15 protein-coding genes are annotated in these 16805 nt (G+C 60.7%); 6 read left to right on the forward strand and 9 right to left on the reverse strand.

Annotation, left to right across the window (positions count from 1 at the left end):
• Positions 1–102: 102 nt before the first annotated feature.
• The 5 genes from ACP7B3_RS28020 (at position 103) to codA (ending at position 5746) form a co-directional block, all read left to right on the forward strand.
• Positions 103–1182 (forward strand): patatin-like phospholipase family protein, encoded by a 1080-nt coding sequence (locus ACP7B3_RS28020; protein WP_242200939.1) that lies wholly within the window; start codon positions 103–105, stop codon positions 1180–1182.
• Between the two features lie 76 nt (positions 1183–1258).
• Positions 1259–1615 (forward strand): 6-carboxytetrahydropterin synthase QueD, encoded by a 357-nt coding sequence (queD, locus tag ACP7B3_RS28025; RefSeq protein WP_003173033.1) that lies wholly within the window; start codon positions 1259–1261, stop codon positions 1613–1615.
• Positions 1616–2000: 385 nt separating this feature from the next.
• Positions 2001–3269: a cytosine permease gene (gene codB / locus ACP7B3_RS28030; protein WP_145163342.1), complete on the forward strand. Its 1269-nt coding sequence runs from the start codon at positions 2001–2003 to the stop codon at positions 3267–3269.
• Entirely contained in the window at positions 3266–4483 is a 1218-nt protein-coding gene (locus ACP7B3_RS28035; RefSeq protein WP_426182488.1) for a PucR family transcriptional regulator, read from the forward strand. The genes codB and ACP7B3_RS28035 overlap by 4 nt, the downstream gene beginning before the upstream one ends.
• Before the next feature lie 27 nt (positions 4484–4510).
• Complete coding sequence (gene codA, locus ACP7B3_RS28040; protein ID WP_426182491.1) at positions 4511–5746, forward strand: cytosine deaminase; 1236 nt, start codon at positions 4511–4513, stop codon at positions 5744–5746.
• Positions 5747–5755: 9 nt separating this feature from the next.
• On the opposite strand, the gene ACP7B3_RS28045 is transcribed toward codA, so the two are convergent.
• From ACP7B3_RS28045 to ACP7B3_RS28065, 5 genes are all read right to left on the reverse strand, one after another.
• Positions 5756–7912: a lipase family protein gene (locus ACP7B3_RS28045; protein ID WP_426182494.1), complete on the reverse strand. Its 2157-nt coding sequence runs from the start codon at positions 7910–7912 to the stop codon at positions 5756–5758.
• Positions 7913–7926: 14 nt separating this feature from the next.
• On the reverse strand, positions 7927–8709 hold the full coding sequence (locus ACP7B3_RS28050; RefSeq protein WP_426182497.1) for a hypothetical protein: 783 nt from the start codon (positions 8707–8709) through the stop codon (positions 7927–7929).
• Entirely contained in the window at positions 8702–9538 is an 837-nt protein-coding gene (locus ACP7B3_RS28055) for a DUF4123 domain-containing protein (RefSeq protein WP_426182500.1), read from the reverse strand. Before ACP7B3_RS28055 ends, ACP7B3_RS28050 begins: the two co-directional genes overlap by 8 nt.
• On the reverse strand, positions 9538–11556 hold the full coding sequence (locus ACP7B3_RS28060; protein WP_426182503.1) for a type VI secretion system tip protein VgrG: 2019 nt from the start codon (positions 11554–11556) through the stop codon (positions 9538–9540). The genes ACP7B3_RS28055 and ACP7B3_RS28060 overlap by 1 nt, the downstream gene beginning before the upstream one ends.
• Positions 11557–11857: 301 nt before the next feature.
• Complete coding sequence (locus tag ACP7B3_RS28065) at positions 11858–12844, reverse strand: diaminopimelate epimerase (protein WP_426182506.1); 987 nt, start codon at positions 12842–12844, stop codon at positions 11858–11860.
• A gap of 182 nt (positions 12845–13026) precedes the next feature.
• Here ACP7B3_RS28065 and ACP7B3_RS28070 point away from each other — a divergent pair, with 182 nt between their 5' ends.
• Positions 13027–14178: an MFS transporter gene (locus ACP7B3_RS28070; RefSeq protein ID WP_145163328.1), complete on the forward strand. Its 1152-nt coding sequence runs from the start codon at positions 13027–13029 to the stop codon at positions 14176–14178.
• Positions 14179–14204: 26 nt separating this feature from the next.
• On the opposite strand, the gene ACP7B3_RS28075 is transcribed toward ACP7B3_RS28070, so the two are convergent.
• The 4 genes from ACP7B3_RS28075 to ACP7B3_RS28090 form a co-directional block, all read right to left on the reverse strand.
• A complete protein-coding gene (locus ACP7B3_RS28075; protein ID WP_426182509.1) occupies positions 14205–14759 on the reverse strand; it encodes a type III secretion effector protein in 555 nt (184 codons plus the stop codon).
• Positions 14752–15087, reverse strand: coding sequence for a hypothetical protein (locus ACP7B3_RS28080; protein ID WP_145163326.1), 336 nt, complete (start codon positions 15085–15087; stop codon positions 14752–14754). Before ACP7B3_RS28080 ends, ACP7B3_RS28075 begins: the two co-directional genes overlap by 8 nt.
• 204 nt (positions 15088–15291) lie before the next feature.
• Positions 15292–15639, reverse strand: a complete 348-nt coding sequence (locus ACP7B3_RS28085) for a type III secretion protein (protein ID WP_426182513.1) — start codon at positions 15637–15639, stop codon at positions 15292–15294.
• A 98-nt stretch (positions 15640–15737) separates the two neighbouring features.
• Complete coding sequence (locus ACP7B3_RS28090) at positions 15738–16646, reverse strand: hypothetical protein (protein ID WP_426182516.1); 909 nt, start codon at positions 16644–16646, stop codon at positions 15738–15740.
• Positions 16647–16805: the final 159 nt, after the last annotated feature.

The raw sequence follows: 16805 nt of genomic DNA on the forward strand, positions 1-16805 counted from the left end.
TAACTGAAACTGAATTGCCACCATGGCATTTTTCAATCGTCCTCTTTACCCATCACCCGCGAGTTTTCCTATACTGCCCCGCTCGCTTGAAAAGAGACTGGTATGACAGCCATCCACATCAAATTTCCCGCGTTGACGCTCAAGGCCGGTAAACGCGCCTTTGCGCGCATTCGCGAACAAGGCCTCAAACCTGCGGATGTCGGTATCCTGCCCGGCGCGGCCGGCGGTCCCAAGGCACTGGGCATCCAGGGCCTGGACCTGGCCTTGTTCGGCGACTGGCTGCCGCGCGCGCCACGCGAGCGTGCGCTGATCGGCGCCTCCATCGGCTCATGGCGGTTTGCCAGCGCCTGCCTGCCCGACCCGGTGCAAGGCCTGCTCGACCTCGGCCGCCTGTACAACGAACAACGCTTTGCCAAGGGCGTGACCATGGCCGAGGTCAGCCGCAGCTGCCAGCGCATGCTCGATGACCTGCTCGCAGGCCGCGACGCGCGGGTGCTCGACAACCCCGACTATCGCCTGAACATCATGGTGGTCAAAAGCCACGGCCTGCTCGCCGATGACCATCGCGGTCGGCTCGGTCTGGGCCTGTCGTCGGTCATTGCCGACAACCTGCGCGGCCGTGCGCGGCTGGCGCGGCACTTCGAACGGCTGATCATCCACGACCCGCGCCAGGCGCCGCCGGTGCATCCGCTGAAGGACTTCCCGTCGCGTTTCCTCGACCTGGACCTGCGCAACTTGCGCCAGGCGCTGCTGGCGTCCGGCTCGATCCCCATGGTGATGCAAGGCGTACGCGACCTGCCCGGCGCGGGCGCCGGCACTTACCGCGATGGCGGCCTGCTCGACTATCACCTCGACCTGCCCTACCACGGCGATGACATCGTGCTGTACCCGCACTTCACCGACCGGGTCATCCCCGGCTGGTTCGACAAGGGCCTGCCGTGGCGGCGCAGTAATCAACAGGGTTTGCAGGATGTGTTGCTGCTGGCCCCGTCCAGGGACTACCTCGCCCGCCTGCCCCACGGCAAACTGCCAGACCGCAGCGACTTCAAGCGCTTCATGGGCGATGACCCGAGCCGCAACAAGTACTGGCAAACCGCAATGAGCGAGAGCCGACGGTTAGGCGATGAGTTCCTCGACCTGGCGGATAAAGGCACATTGGGCGAGCACTTGCTGGCGCTATGACCAAGCGGTATGCGCGGCGAAGGATCAAGCTGTTAAACTCGCCGCCTGCCAGATACCTGACCGAGCTGAAAATACTGTGGAAATCTTCAAAGAGTTTACCTTCGAGTCCGCCCACCGCCTGCCCCATGTACCGGACGGCCATAAATGCGGGCGCCTGCATGGGCATTCGTTCAAGGTGGCGATCCACCTGAGCGGCGACCTTGATCCGCATACCGGCTGGATTCGCGACTTCTCGGAGATCAAGGCGATTTTCAAGCCGCTCTATGAACGCCTCGACCACAACTACCTCAATGACATCCCAGGCCTGGAAAACCCAACCAGCGAGGTGCTGGCCAAATGGATCTGGAATGAGCTCAAACCCTTGCTGCCGGAACTCAGCGCGATTCGCATCCATGAGACCTGCACCAGCGGCTGCATCTACCGCGGCGAGTAAGCCGACGCGGTGAAAAAAACCACCCTTGCGGTGGTTTTTTTATGCGCCAGCCGCCGTCCCCGGCCGATGCCGGAGGGCTGTGCTACGCGGTTCGAGATTGGCCGCGCACACGGCCTTTCGAGCTTGGAACCCGTCGCGCCATAGCGCATGGCTCGCGCCGCGTGTCCACGACCAAGCCACGGCGCAAGATGCTGATCCAATTTGTATCACCGCTGCACCGCTTTCGTGCCTGACTGGGCACAAAGACCACTGTTCCCTGCGATTCTCCGCAATATGGCTATAAATACTGTGCACGGTGCACAGCATCTTCCGTGCGCCTGTCACTTCTGCCGATTTGGCACGCGCGGTGCAACAGGCCTGCGTCACTCATTCAGGGAGCAGGGCCATGACTCAGCAAGAACCAGGCAACGATTACCCCCTCAGCGAAGTGCCGATGCATGCGCGCAAGGGCCTGGCGTCCACCGCCATGGTGCTGCTGGGGTTCACGTTTTTCACCGCGACCATGTTTGCCGGCGGCAAGCTGGGCGTAGCCTTCAGTTTTACCGACATGCTTGGCGTTGTGGCCCTGGGTAACCTGTTGCTGGGCATTTACGCCGCGGGCCTGGGTTACATCGCGTTCAAGAGTGGCTTGAATTCAGTGTTGATGGGCCGCTTCTGCTTTGGCGAGGTCGGCAGCAAGCTCAGCGACTTGATCCTCGGCTTCACCCAGATCGGCTGGTACGCCTGGGGCACGGCCACCGCCGCCGTGGTGTTGGGCAAGTATTTCGAGCTGAGCCAGGGCAGCGTATTGGGCCTGATGGTGCTGTTCGGCATGGTGTTCTGCGCCACGGCGTACGTGGGATATCGCGGGCTGGAGGTGCTGTCCTACATCGCGGTGCCGGCCATGGGCATCTTGCTGTTTCTGTCGATGTGGGTCGCCACGGTAAAAGTCGGCGGGCTGGACGGCCTGCTGGCAGTCGTGCCGACGGGCGAGCTGGATTTGTCCACCGCGATCACGCTGGTGTTCGGCACCTTTGTCAGCGGCGCGACCCAGGCCACCAACTGGACGCGGTTTTCCCGTTCGGCCAAGGTCGCGGTGCTGGCCAGCCTGATCGGTTTTTTTATCGGCAATGGTTTGATGGTACTGATCGGGGCCTATGGCGCCATCGTCTATCAGCAGCCAGACGTGGTGGAAGTGTTGTTGCTGCAAGGCTTCGCCATGGCGGCCATGGCCATGTTGCTGCTCAATATCTGGAGCACTCAGGACAACACCATTTACAACTTTGCCGTCGCCGGCTGCAACTTGCTGCGGACCCGCCGCCGCAAGACCGTAACCCTGGCCGGGGCGGTCATCGGCACCCTGCTGGCGCTGCTCGGCATGTACGACATGCTGGTGCCCTACCTGATTTTGCTGGGCACGGTGATCCCACCGATTGGCGGCGTGATAATGGCAGACTTCTTTTACCGCTATCGTGGCCAGTACCCGCGCCTGGCCGAGACGCGCCTGCCGGCATTCAATTGGCCTGGTCTGGTGGCGTACGCGGTGGGCACGGTGCTGGCGTTCCATTCGCCGTGGGTGGCGCCACTGGTGGGGATTGTCGCCGCGTCGCTGACCTACATCGTGCTGACCGCCGTGCTGCGTGTGCGTGCCCCGCTGGCTGATGCCCCGGCATGAGCCTTACCGTCGCTGATGTACTGGCCCTGCCCGGCCTTGAATCGATGCGCCTGCGCGCAGGTGACAGCGGCCTGGATAACGCGGTGCGCTGGCCGTATGTCGCGGAAAACAGCGGGATTGCCGAGTGGGTGCTGGGCGGCGAGCTGGTGTTCGTCACCGGCATCAATCACCCACGCGATGAACCCAACCTCCTGCGCTTGCTGGAGGAAGCGTGCCAGCGTCAGGTTGCCGGTTTGGTGATTCTCACAGGGCCGGCCTATATTCAGGCGATCCCCCAGCGCCTGTTGGACGCCGCCGAAACGGCCGGCATGCCGCTGATCGAGCAGCCTTACTCGCTGAAAATGGTGCTGGTGACCCAAGCGATTGGTTCGGCGCTGATCCAGTCCGAGCAACTGGGCCGTTCGCGACACGACGTGCTGGAACGCTTGCTCGCCGGTGATTATCAGTCCCTTGAAGTGTTGCTGCATCGGGCCGCGCAACTGGGCATGTCGCTGGCCGGGCATTGGCAGATTGTCCAGTTGCAACTGGAGGGTGGCGAGGCATTATTTGCCCAGGGTGATACCGCGCAGGCAGAAGCGCAGTTGGCCCGGCAGCACGACGGTATCGCCCGTCGATTGCGCCAGTTCTCGGCGCAGCATCATGCAGCGTTGCCGATAGTGGGCAGGGCTGGGCACTGGACATTGCTACTGCCGGCCACCGATGCCGTGCAAGCGTTGGCCAATCGCCAACAATTGGCTGCCTGGCTCAACCCCTTGAACCTGCGGCTGGCCCCTTTGAAACTGTTTATCGGCCTCAGCGCCGCGGCACACCCACCCGCGCGCCTGGCTCAGGCGCAGGATGAAGCACGCCAGGCATTGGCGGCGGCGCGGCGTTTCAGCGACCGCGCCGGGCTTTGTGTGTATGACGAACTGGGCGTGTTGAAACTGCTCAGTGGCGTGCGTGATCGCGCCCTGCTCGACCAGTTTCTCAATGAACGCCTGGGCCCGTTGTTGCGCCACGACCGCCACCATGGCCCCTGCCTGATGCCGACCCTGGAAGCCTGGTTTCACGAGAATGGTAACCTTGTGGCCGCCGCGCAGCGCCTGGCCCTGCACCGCAACACAGTGACGCACCGCGTCCAGCGTATCGAAGCCCTGAGCGGGCTGACGCTGGGCAACTCATATGACCGCCTGGACATCGGAATAGCCCTGATGATCTGGCGGCTGATTGCCTGATTGTCTTTAGCCAAGAGGAACTTGCCCATGCATATCATCAACGCCCGCCTGCGCAACCGTGAAGGCCTGCATGATCTGCACCTGGAACACGGCCGGATCGCCAACATCACTTCGCAAACCGAGGCACCTGCTTTAGGGGCCGGCGATTTGGACGCCGCCGGCAACCTGGTCATACCGCCTTTTGTTGAACCGCACATTCACCTCGACGCCACCCTTACGGCTGGTGAGCCGCGCTGGAACATGAGCGGCACGCTGTTCGAAGGCATCGAGTGCTGGGGCGAGCGTAAAGCCACGATCACCCAGGAAGACACCAAGACTCGCGCCAAGAAAACCATCCAGACCCTGGCCGCCCACGGCATTCAGCATGTCCGCACCCACGTCGACGTCACTGACCCCGAGCTCACGGCACTCAAAGCCATGCTTGAGGTACGCGAAGACAGCTCGCACCTGATCGACCTGCAAATCGTCGCCTTCCCCCAGGAAGGCATCGAGTCCTACCGCAATGGCCGCGAGTTGATGGAGGAAGCCATTCGCCTGGGCGCCGACGTGGTCGGCGGCATTCCCCACTTTGAATACACCCGCGACCAAGGCGTGAGCTCGGTGAAATTCCTCATGGACCTGGCCGAACGCACGGGTTGCCTGGTGGACGTGCACTGCGACGAAACCGATGACCCTCACTCGCGCTTTCTCGAAGTGCTGGCCGAAGAAGCCCGCAGCCGCGACATGGGCGCACGCGTTACCGCCAGCCACACCACGGCGATGGGCTCCTATGACAATGCGTATTGCGCCAAACTGTTTCGCCTGCTGGGGCAATCAGGCATCAGCTTCGTGTCCTGCCCCACCGAAAGCATTCACCTGCAAGGCCGCTTCGACAGCTTCCCGAAACGCCGCGGCGTGACCCGCGTCAACGAACTGCTCGAAGCCGGCATGAACGTGTGCTTTGGCCAGGACTCGATCGTCGACCCCTGGTACCCCCTGGGCAACGGCAACATCCTGCGGGTCCTGGAAGCCGGTTTGCACATTTGCCATATGCTCGGCTACCGCAATCTGCAAAGTGCCCTGGACCTGGTCACCGACAACAGTGCCAAGGCCATGGCCCTGGGCGAGCGTTATGGCCTGGAGCCCGGGCGCCCGGCCAACTTGCTGATCTTGTCGGCAAACAGCGACTACGAAGTTATTCGCAGCCAGGGCCTACCGCTGTACTCAATCCGCAATGGCAAAGTGCTGATGAAACGGCAACCGGCGCAGGTGGAGTTTTTGTAAACGGTGTGGCTACACAATGGAGTCGAGGTCGAGCGGATGTACGTTGCCGGAACCGTCATGAATCGGCGCAGGAATACTGGCAACTTGCGCCAGCTCACGGTTTTCACGGTGGCTGAACCAACGCTTCAGGCTGGGTTGCAGGTGCGCGCGATTGGCGTGACTGCCATACAGGTCGCGCGCGTCCAGGCGCCGCCAGCGCAGAGACTCCAACCGTTGGCGACTGGTGCGCAACCGGTCAATTTCTGCGTTCAACGCGTGGCTATGTTCGTGCCCATAGCCACGCTGGTTTGTGGGGCGGCGACGGTCAAGCTCTCGGTTCTTGTCGCGTAACTGCGCGGTCATGCTCTCAAGCGCATGGTCGAGCAACTCAAACTCTCTGTGCGTGACCAGAGGCCCTTGGCTATCCACGGTTTGTTGCCAGCGACGCAACGTGGCCCAGGCAGCAGGGATGTAGCTGGCCGTCATGAAGTGCTGGCTGGCCTGAAACAGTTGTTTCAGCACGTTGGCGCGGCTGGGCATATCGCCTTGAAGCTGCAAGGCACGGTTACAACCGGCCTGCAGGATGGACTCGCAACCGGGCTTCCATAACACCGAAGAATGCGTGCCATCGGCCAGCTTGATCGGCATGAAGTGCTGCTGTTCACCGTGATGCTGATAGGGATTGCCACCCACACGCACCAGGCCGGCGGCAAACAGAAGCCCGCCCGGACCGGGTGCGCTGAACAATGCCACTGCGCCTGGAACCCAGAGTTTTGCGGTGGTGTTCATCCATGTGGCCGGCACGCTGGGCACCGGGTCGTTGTGGTTGACGATGCGATGGTGGACCAGGGCTGACGCGCCTTCAGTGAACTCGGCGTCGGCGGCGCGGGGTGCGCCATAGGTGTAGAGGAGAATGTTGTAGCGAGTGTCGGGGATTCGTCGCAATCCTTCTGCCAGGAGCAAGGCGATGGCGCCGCCAAGGCTGTGGCCGCAGATTACGATGCGTTGGCCGCTGTGAAACTGCTCGAGGTATCGCAAAATAAAATCGCGCATCGCCCGATACGCCTGGTAGAAGCCCTTATGGGCTCTGCCCACGCCATCAGAAAACGGCACTTGGTGGGCGTCCGCGTCTCGCAGTGCATCGGCGCCGCTGGCGGTGCCTCGCACAGCGATCAGGATGACCTCAGCGTGATGAGTGATGAACGCCTGAGTGTCCGTTCCGAACTGCTCATCGTTAAAAAAATGCACCCGAGCAGGATGCTGCTGTTTTGCTCCAAGCTCAGAGCGGTTCTGTGGATACACGTCAGGGTTGAAGGGCACAATCTCAAAACGCTGGGAGTATGGGACTTCCTCATAGAGCGGATAAAAGCGCTGCACCTGCTCGCGATCTAAATTCCAGGCTTCCTGATAGGCCGAAAGCTTTTCGACGAACAGATTCCCTATGCCGGGATCCAGAGGAAAGCTGACTTGATCCACCGGATTCGTTGGAGGCTGCTGTCCGAAATCGCAGTAACTCAAGGTAGCCATCAACGCCAATTGGTAGAGGTTCAAGGCACAGAAACGATCCCCTGTGGATAGCATCGGGCGCAGGGCTCGCAAAGGTCGTACTTCCAGCACCGTATGCAGGTTGGGGAACAACACCACGCCTGACAAAGTCGGCTGAGGCGGACCGAAGCCCAACTCAGCCATCATTCTTAACGCATGGCGTTGTGGTGGGTAAGTACGGGGCGCCAACGGCGGCAAGTGAGCAACATGCCGGACCAGGTCGCGCACCTCTACCTGATAAAACCGGTCCGCTTTGCGCTGTGCAGGATTTGCCTCTATACGCTGGCCGTCAGCAGTGCAAAAGCGGGTTTGTTCGGCCCGGACCTGGAGTTCGGTGATGGGTAATTTGTAAGTCTTGCGCGTACTCAATTCAAAATACGGCTGCTCATTTCCAGCGTACAGCCCTTCCAGAATAAGCACGACGGGACCGCAGTAAAACCCTTGTAGCTTGGCAAACCCCTCCCCGGTCAGCCTGCCATTGTACGAGTGGCCTGTACTGTCATAGACAGTGTAAGCAAGCCCGCCGTAAGCCTTCCCGCTGCCCGTTTCATCAACCAGACAAAAGCTTGCCCAATGCCCTTTCAATGCACACGCAGGCATGTTGCTGCTGAAAAAAGCTTGCTTCCGCGCTTCTTGATTCATGACTCGACTCCTTGTCAATCACACGTGGGATAGACATCACATGTGCGTCCATCCGGCATCTTTATAGGTTTGAAGTCTGTGTTATTGGGCTCGCAAGCGCCCTGCTGATCATCAAAGCTTTTCCCCCTGCAGCGTTTCCAACCTCCCGGTACAGCTACCCACCGCCGGTCAAAAGCCGGTTCTTCCTGATCCGTAAGCGCCAGTACCAGCCTGAGTTTTTTCCCAGGTAACAGCTCGCGTTGCACGACACCGCCCGCTCGCACTTTCTGCAGCTGCCCTCCTGCGTCCAACGCTTTGCACTCCAGAATTTTCCTGATTGCATGCAAGGGCCCTACCGTGCGAAAAAACCACCTGCATTGACCGGCCAGCTCCTGCACACCTGAGTCAGGCATCCCTGCTACGAGCTCAGATTCGACAGGATCTGCGAAATAGATAGCAGCCGAATCTCCACCGACATCTGCGTCGCGCTCGCCCCATTTCGCATAAATGTCGAAGTCCACGCTCTTCAACACCGATGGGCATCCCTCAATGGTTTCAGTCAGCGGCAGGTCATAGCTCACTCGTTCGACCACTGGTTTGTAATCGGCAATAAAGATCTTCCGCTCTGGCCTCTTGCCTCGACGTTGCGGCAAGGTGCACAACTGGTCCCGCGCAGGACCGTAGTTAGCCGCCCCCGTAAACCGAAACTCCGCAGGCAAATCCACCTCCAACGTAAAGTGATTGACCGGCCCCACCGCACACCCCGAAAGCCACCCCGCACCAAGCCCGACCAATGCACCACGCAGGCGCTTATTCATGCTTGCCTCCCAACCTGCGCCACTGCGCGGACACTCGTTCGAAGTGGTCTCCAGGCGTTTCTGCGTGCAGTGGCGGCCACTGAATCACGCAGGTACGCGTTGCCTCTTCCAACCTGCGCACTACCAGGAATTCAAGCTGTTGCGGCTCACGCCATTGCCACGCACGGGCCTGTTCCAATACCTGGGATAACCAGATTCGAGGGTCCTGGAATTCAACCAGCGCGGCGAGGTCTTCGCTGTGCTCGGTCAGCAGGTAGCGCAGGACATTGGCGTGCAGGATGGCCGCCGTATGGGGGTTGGGGGTGTTGAGCCAGGGTGCCGCAACTGGCACCGGATACTCACCGGGGGCCGGATTATCGCTGTGGTGCCACTGGCCCTCGTGCCAGTAGCACACGCTGATCAGCGGGCCGAGGAACACTGGCCAGTGCTCACTCGGCAGATGAGCCAACACGCGAGCCAGGGTTCGATTGTCGTGAAAGCGATACAACGCCTGGCCACCCTCAAGCCCTACCAGCATGCGCTCGCGCCAATGTCGGACCACACCGGCCAGGTCGTCGTCGGGCAGGCTTGCCAACCAACCCCAGTCGGCCTGCGGGTGCTGCAGCAGGTCGAACAGCGCGGGCTCACTTGCCTGCTCCAACAGCAGAATCACCGGACCAACCGCTGCCAGTTCGGCCACGGCGCTCTCACCGTAAAGACTGTAATACTGCGACAGATGACGGGCCGCCAGCAGCGGCTGGCGTGCATCATGGTTGCCGTCAAGGATCAGACACAGTCGGCGGCCCGCTTGTTGCTGTTGGGCCATCCAGCGGCCAGGCATGCTCTGCATCAAGCAGCCCTCCGCTTGATGTCGCACTGGCCTTCGCGGCATTGCTCGCACACAGGACAAAAATCAGCCCCCAACTGCCGGGCCAACCCCATGACGACGCCTTGTGCGACCGCCATTTTCGGCCCGGCTGTTGCTGAAAAGGCGCTCGCGGATGAATTCGGGGGTGGCGAGCCGCCAACGGTAATGGGTTTGCTGGTGAAAATACCGCCGGCCTGAACCAGCACATACTCGCCCCCGGCCCTGAGGCTCAGTTGCGCGCCCGCATCGATGACCAGGCTGGCGCCTGCCTTGAGATGGATCTGTTGCCCGGCTTCAATGACCAGCAGACGCCCTACCCGTGTCTGACTGTCGCCCTGCACGTCCAGGTGATCATGCGCTTTGAGCTCGACATTGCGATCACCCTCGATATGACGACGCTCGCCGCTTTGCAAGTGAGCCGTGCTCAGTCCCCGGATGATTTCGTGGCGCTCTCCGACGACCTCCAAGCGGCTGTCGTGACCCACTCGCTGCTCCAGATCACGCTGGGCGCGCAGGTAGATGAGCTCCTCGCCACGGCGATCTTCAAGGTGCAGTTCGTTGGCTCCACCGCCGCCTGGCGAACTGCGGCTGCGCAAGACACTGCGGGTGCCGTGCTGCGGCAAAGGATAGGTCGGCATGTGCAGCGCATTGGGCAGGCAGCCGTTGATCAATGGCCGGTCGGGGTCGCCCTCCAGGAAGGTCACCAGCACCTCCATGCCCACGCGCGGAATCATCATTGCGCCAAAGCCATCCCCCGCCCAACCGGACGCTACCCGTACCCAGCAGCTGCTTTTGTCATCGGCGTTTTCCAGGCGATCCCAATGAAACCGTACCTTCACCCGGCCATAGGCATCGCAGTACACCTCCTCGTCCGCCGGCCCTGTCACCGTGGCGGTCTGGCTGCCATTGATGGTCGGCTTCGGGTGCTTCAGACGCGGCCGATAAGGCGCGCGCCAGGGTGTTGCGGTGAATCGGTTGCGGTAGCCCTGAAATACGTCCGTCTCAACCAGCGCTTCCTCAAGTACCTGCGGTTGATAACCCTCGTGACGCACTGACGTGATCAACCAAAGGTCGTTGCAGGCCGGATCGGGGTGATCGCGCAATTCGAGGAAATGGCCGCAGCTCAATGCAGCTTGATCACTGCGGCCGAGCGCGTGATGACGGTCGCTTTGATGGCGTTCCAGGCTTCGACGCGCCAATTGTTTGCCCCGTGCACGGTCGCGGAAGCCGCCAGGGTAGCGATAATCCTCCAAAGGTTGCGCCGAGGCAGTGCCTGCTGTGTCGTGCAGGCGCAACAACGGGTGCTCAAAATCATGATCGCGACGAGCCGTATGCCGAGTGCGGGTTTCCAGGCGCACCTCGAAGCCCTGGATCATCCCCGATTCGTCGACGTGGTCACGCACCGGACAATAGCGCTGCACAGGCAAGCGCCGAAACACCGTCTGGTCGTCACCAAACACCAGCACGTGATTGTTGGTGCTGTGGCGAAAATGGTAGTGAATGCCCTCTTCTTCACACAGGCGCTGAATGAAGTGCAGGTCGGTTTCGGCGTACTGCACGCAGAACGTGCGTGGCGGATAGACCACCGGGCCGAGTTCGAAGCAATAGGCGTCGGCAAGGATGCCGTGATGCTCAAGCACCGCAGCGATGATCTGCGGCACGCTGCGCTGCTGGAAAATCCGCTGGTCACGCCGGTGGGCCAGGCATGCCAGCCGGGGAGCCAGGGTGAGGTGATAACGGGTCAGCCGCGCGCCCGGATCATCGCGACCGATGGCGTGGATTTGCCCGTGCAGTCCTGCGTCCGCGGCGCCGAAGTCAAGATAGGCAGGCTGATGGAGCAGCGCCTCAAGGTCCAGCGAGGCGTTTTCACTGACGAGCTGCAGTTGAATGAAATAAGGCTGATCAATAACTTCATTGCCTTTAAACGCGAGCACTTGAAAGTCGTTGGCAACCTCTGGAAGTATCAATTTGAAACGTGACGACATTAACGCACTCACCATCCGTAGTTACCCATCATCAAAGCGTTGACTGAAAGGCTTTCTCCCGTCGGATGTTGATCGAACGGCTGGGAAAAAGCGCCTTAACGCAGTGAAGCTTAGCGATTTCAGGCGAAATGCGGCCGCTCAAAAACAAAAAAGAAGTTTCGTACATGGGGGTCGGAAGTGTCTTTTACGAAACGTGACAGCGCATTAATAACGCAACTACAGACAACAAGAAAATTCCCACACCAACTTTACAAGCATAACTAACTAACAAAGAAACAGCTGACACTCACCCACGCCATCAGCTGCTCTATCACGATCAGGTTTGAGCCCTTGCAGTCCCGAACAGACTGACGCTCAGCACTGTTTCACCCTGGCTTTGCAACCGTACGGGCGCTGTGCCACCTGGCATGACCACGGCCACTACGCCGTCCGTGACCCAACCTGCTCGCCATGCCGCGCACGCCACGGCACTGGCGCTGGTCCGCGAGGACGCGGTGGGCCCTTCTCCCCGCTCAAACACCCGCGCGATCACGTGATTGTCCGAAGATCGGGCAGCCCATTGCAGATTGATTCCGGCACGACACGGTTGACCACGCCCAAGCGGCGGTGCGAAGGCAATCGCCTGCAACAACCCGAACAGTTCCGGCTGTTGCATCGACTGATTGTCGGGTAACGCGCTGGCATGCTCGACGAGCGTCACGCAATGAGGGTTGCCCACACGTACAAACTGACTGCAGGCCCATTGCGGGTTCACTGCAGCCAGCGCGGCCACGTGACTGAACTCACGCTCCCTGACCGCAACCGCATCAACACCCGTAGCAGCCACTGCGTCGGGGCCGAACATTGGTAGCCCCAATGCCAGCCAGAAACCTGCCACCTCTTCGTACAACGCCGGCTCCACGCGGGTTGCAACAGGCGATGCCGTGGCCGGCTGGTCATGGTGCACGCGCAATTCACACGCTTGAACCATCAAGCCCTGGTCGGTCAACGCCTGCGCAAAAATAGTCAGACCGTTGCCGCTGCGTTCGGCGAGGGAGCCATCCGTATTGACGATCAGCAGGTCGAACGGCGGCGCGGATTGAAACGGCCCGACCAGCAAACCATCGCAACGGTGCGCCTTCGCATTGGCGGGTCGGGGCAACGCGCCCCAGCCGCACTCGGAAGTGATTGCCGACGTTGCCCAGTCTTTGCGAGTGTGCGCCGCCAAGTCAGCACGCTCGGGCACATCAATACCGCGGCTGCGCAGATAGGCCGGGCTGACCACCGCGTAGATATTGCCCCGCGCGTCATAGAACTGGGTCATTTTGCCACCCGCGTGAAAATCTTCATCGGCTTGTCCGTCCAATTGCCTGCACAGTGTGCGGCAGCGTATTACAGAACTGTCGACCGGGTCATCCACAGGCAACCCGGCTCGCTCGAGAGCGCCTGATATGCAAGGATGTCGCGCCGGACATCGTTCGCTGAACGCAAAACCAAGGATTTTTCATGACTGCCATTCCCACTCCAGCGCCCGTGGTTCCCGGGCGACTGGAACAAATGTCGACCCGTATCGCTTTTTTCATCGCCGGCTTCGGCATCGCCGCCTGGGCGCCGCTGGTGCCGTATGCCAAGGCACGCGCGCAACTCAATGAGGGCACGCTGGGTCTGCTGCTGTTGTGCCTGGGAGTGGGTTCGATCATCGCCATGCCGGTGGCCGGTGCGCTGGCCTCACGTTACGGCTGCCGACGCGTGCTGACGGGCGGCACGATCATGATCTGCCTGGCCCTGCCGATGCTCGCGACGGTCAGCTCGATCCCGCTGCTGATGGCCGGGCTGTTTCTGTTTGGCGCCGGCCTGGGCACCGTGGATTCGACGGTCAACCTGCAAGCCGTCATCGTTGAGCGCGCCAGCGGCAAAACCATGATGTCGGGCTTTCACGGCTTGTTCAGCCTTGGCGGCATTGTCGGCGCGGCGGGGGTCTCCGGGCTGCTCGGCCTGGGCCTGTCGCCGTTGCAGGCGACCCTGGTGGTGATCGTGATCATGGCGGTGGCGCTGCTCAAGGCCGGGCCACATCTGTTGCCCTACGGCAGCGAAAGCTCGGGCCCGGCGTTTGCAGTGCCTCACGGGGTGGTGCTGTTTATTGGCTGCCTGTGTTTCATCGTATTTTTGGCTGAAGGCGCGGTGCTGGATTGGAGTGCCGTGTTCCTCAGCGCCGAGCGCGGCCTGGATGAGGCTTACGCCGGCCTCGGCTATGCGGCATTTGCCTTGACCATGACCGCTGGACGCTTGACCGGCGATGCCATTGTGCGGCGGCTGGGCGCCACCCGTGTGATTATCATCGGCGGTTCGCTGGCCACCGCCGGCATGCTGCTCGCCACGCTTTTCCCGGCCTGGGAAACCGCGCTGCTGGGGTATGCGTTGGTGGGCGCCGGTTGCTCGAACATCGTGCCAGTGCTGTACACCGCCGTCGGCAAGCAAAAAGTCATGCCGGAACACATCGCGGTACCGGCCATTACGACCCTGGGCTATGCCGGCATTCTTGCCGGCCCGGCCATGATCGGCTTTATCGCCCACGGCAGCAGCTTGAGCATCGCCTTTGTGCTGGTCGCGATGTTGCTGGCCGGCGTGGCCATCAGCGGCAAAATTCTCAAGGTGTGAATTGCCTGCCGCACACGGCCTGGACGCTACCGGGCCTTGTGCATCTGGTGCTGTTCCAGCCAGCGCTCCAGGCTTTTGTTGCACAGCCAGCCCTCGTGCCTGGAGCGGCCAAACAAGCGCTGGTTACTGGCGCGCTGCAACGCGCGCAATAAACCTGGGCGCTCGATGATGTTTTTTGCCGTGTACACACAGTGTTCACTGTATTTCTTCCTGGGCAGCCCGGTGGCGGGTTCAAGAATCGGCCTGCCCAGTGAGTCGCTGTCATCGGGATCATTCATCACCACTTTGAGCAGCGAAATATCCACGTACTCAAAGGTTTCAAAGAACACGGTGCGGTCCTTTAGCGTGTCCCTCAACTGTTTGAAGTGACCTTGCAGCGCCTGCACGACGCTGGCATTGCCCTGGCCATGGAAAGGGTCCTGGCTGAAGGCGTTGGGTGAACTGTTGCCGCGCAATGCGCACGCGGCTTCCAGGCTGTCGCGGGTGATATAGCCGTCGCAATCGATGATCGCGTCGCTCAGCAGCGGGCGCTTGAGAATTTCCCTGACCACCAGGATCATGCGGTCGCGCACGTCATTCACCCTCACGCTTTTCGGCTGCAAATTGGCGCAGCGAAGACGGCGTCACACAACCCCCCTCGCTGTAGTTTTCAAACACGTCAAAGTTCTTTCGCAACTCGAGCGCCAGTTGCCTGTCGGTGAAGCTCGGGCCCGGAAGTGTGGTGTCTGCGCGAGCCGCTGGCGCGTTCTGCAGCGCCTGGTGCCGCAACGACGGCAAGGTTGCGCGCAAGCCGTGCCGCCGCGGCGGCGGCAGGTCTTGCGCAACAGACTGATCCTCGCAAAACGGCTGTGCCACAGGCGGCGGCGAAGGCCAGCGAACCTGCGGGCCGCCCATGGCCGTTGGCAGCATGCGCGGTAATGCACCCTCAATTGTCATACGTCATCTCCCGACCTTTTGCTGATCTGCGCTTGCCTGAAATTCAACACCGAGGTGTTCCGGATCAGTGGTTTGATTGCGTAGGAGCAAGCAACCGATGTGTGGCGAGTTGCGCACGATAGTTCCGGGCAGCGGCTGAATACCAATAACAGCATGTAAAAACCCTGAGGCGTTGGGTCAACCCGACGTTCTCCCACGCCAGACAGTTTTCAGGCCATTGATCAACACAGCCCAGGCGCCCGACCATTTGCTTTCGTTGCGGCTCGCCTCCCCAGGCGCAAGCATGCCGCGGGCGAAATCATCGGCGACCGGTGCCCGGAACTTGCACTGCCCCGCGAACGCTTTCATGCGCTGCACTTCTGCCGCGTACCCGTTCGGCGGGGCCGCAAGCAGAACGTCATTCGGCAGCTCTTGCCCCGCCACTGATGTTGAGCGCTCAACGTCGGCGCCCTTGGCGAAGGTGTCGAGGCCACCCCTTGGGCAGGGTTGAAACGAAGTTGAAGTCATATCCAGGCCCTGATTCATGTTCTGAAAAGACCACCGAGTGCGCCAAGCCGTTGGCCCATTCAACGCAGCAAGCGCCACGAAGCGTTCGCCGCGCCGATTGCATCGCGCGTACTCAATCAGCGGGACAGTGCGACCAGGATTTCAAACACGTTGATCCGGCCATCCGCGTCTGCGTCCATTTTCTTCAGCGAATCGCCGCGGCCGGTAAACGCTTTACTCAGTTGGATTAAATGGTCGATCGAAGGGATGCCCGTCATGGGGGTTTTGCCCAGTGTCTGAAGGTCTTTGATGTTGATTTCGTGCCCAACGTAATCTTTCAATTGATTGAAATGGTTGAGCATTTCCTGGGCTATTTGTTTGTCATCCTTATATTTGAAGGGGTTGTCGTCACGAATGAGTTTAGCCAGGGCGTGCAGGTCGGTTCGACTGCCAAGGGCGTCCATCATGCCGGTACGTCGCAATACCTCTCTGGCTGTGCGAATGTTTTCATTCAGTTTGGGATCACTGCCCAGCTGTTTTGCCGCCATGTCTTTAAGGGTGCGAGCACTCAAGGTTTTGGAGTGACTTGATCCGGTGAACGCAGCGAAGTTGTTCAGCAGCAACTGCGCCAGTTGGTCATTACTTTTATGGGCGTAGACGAGGTCTGGTTTACCCGACCCAACCGGCACAGGCGTTGGCGGTACGCCGTTGTGATGAGCATGCGCGTCGGGGCGCTGACGACCAAACCAATGGCCCATTGCATGTTGAAACTGCTGCATGAAACCCTGTTGCGAGGCCGAGTGAGTCATCGCCGGCGCCCAATGATGATGATCAGTGTGACCCTGGGCTGCTTGCTGATGAGCGCCAAACACCGGCCCGGAAACATTGACCGACAGGTTATAACTGACGTTCCCGGCACCGTGGCTGTCGTAGGACGGCGCAACAGAAAACGAGCGGTTGGCCCTGGCTTCGGGCTTGGAATCAGCCAGCGCCGTGTCAGTGGTTGATGAAACAGAAACAGACGTATCGAGAGCCGATACCGACATAAGTGCCTCCAGTGCAAGGGGATCGATTACCAACCTGCCACTCCAGCGTGACGTCGAAGTCGTTCAGGTTTCCCCCTGTGTGGCGCCTCTGTCGGAATAGGTTCCTGACCCGGCAGCAGGTCGCTTAACTGCCTGTAGGAAAGCCGAAAAAAATCGCAG

It is taken from the genome of Pseudomonas sp. TWRC1-2 (assembly GCF_049896685.1).
GTDB lineage: Bacteria > Pseudomonadota > Gammaproteobacteria > Pseudomonadales > Pseudomonadaceae > Aquipseudomonas.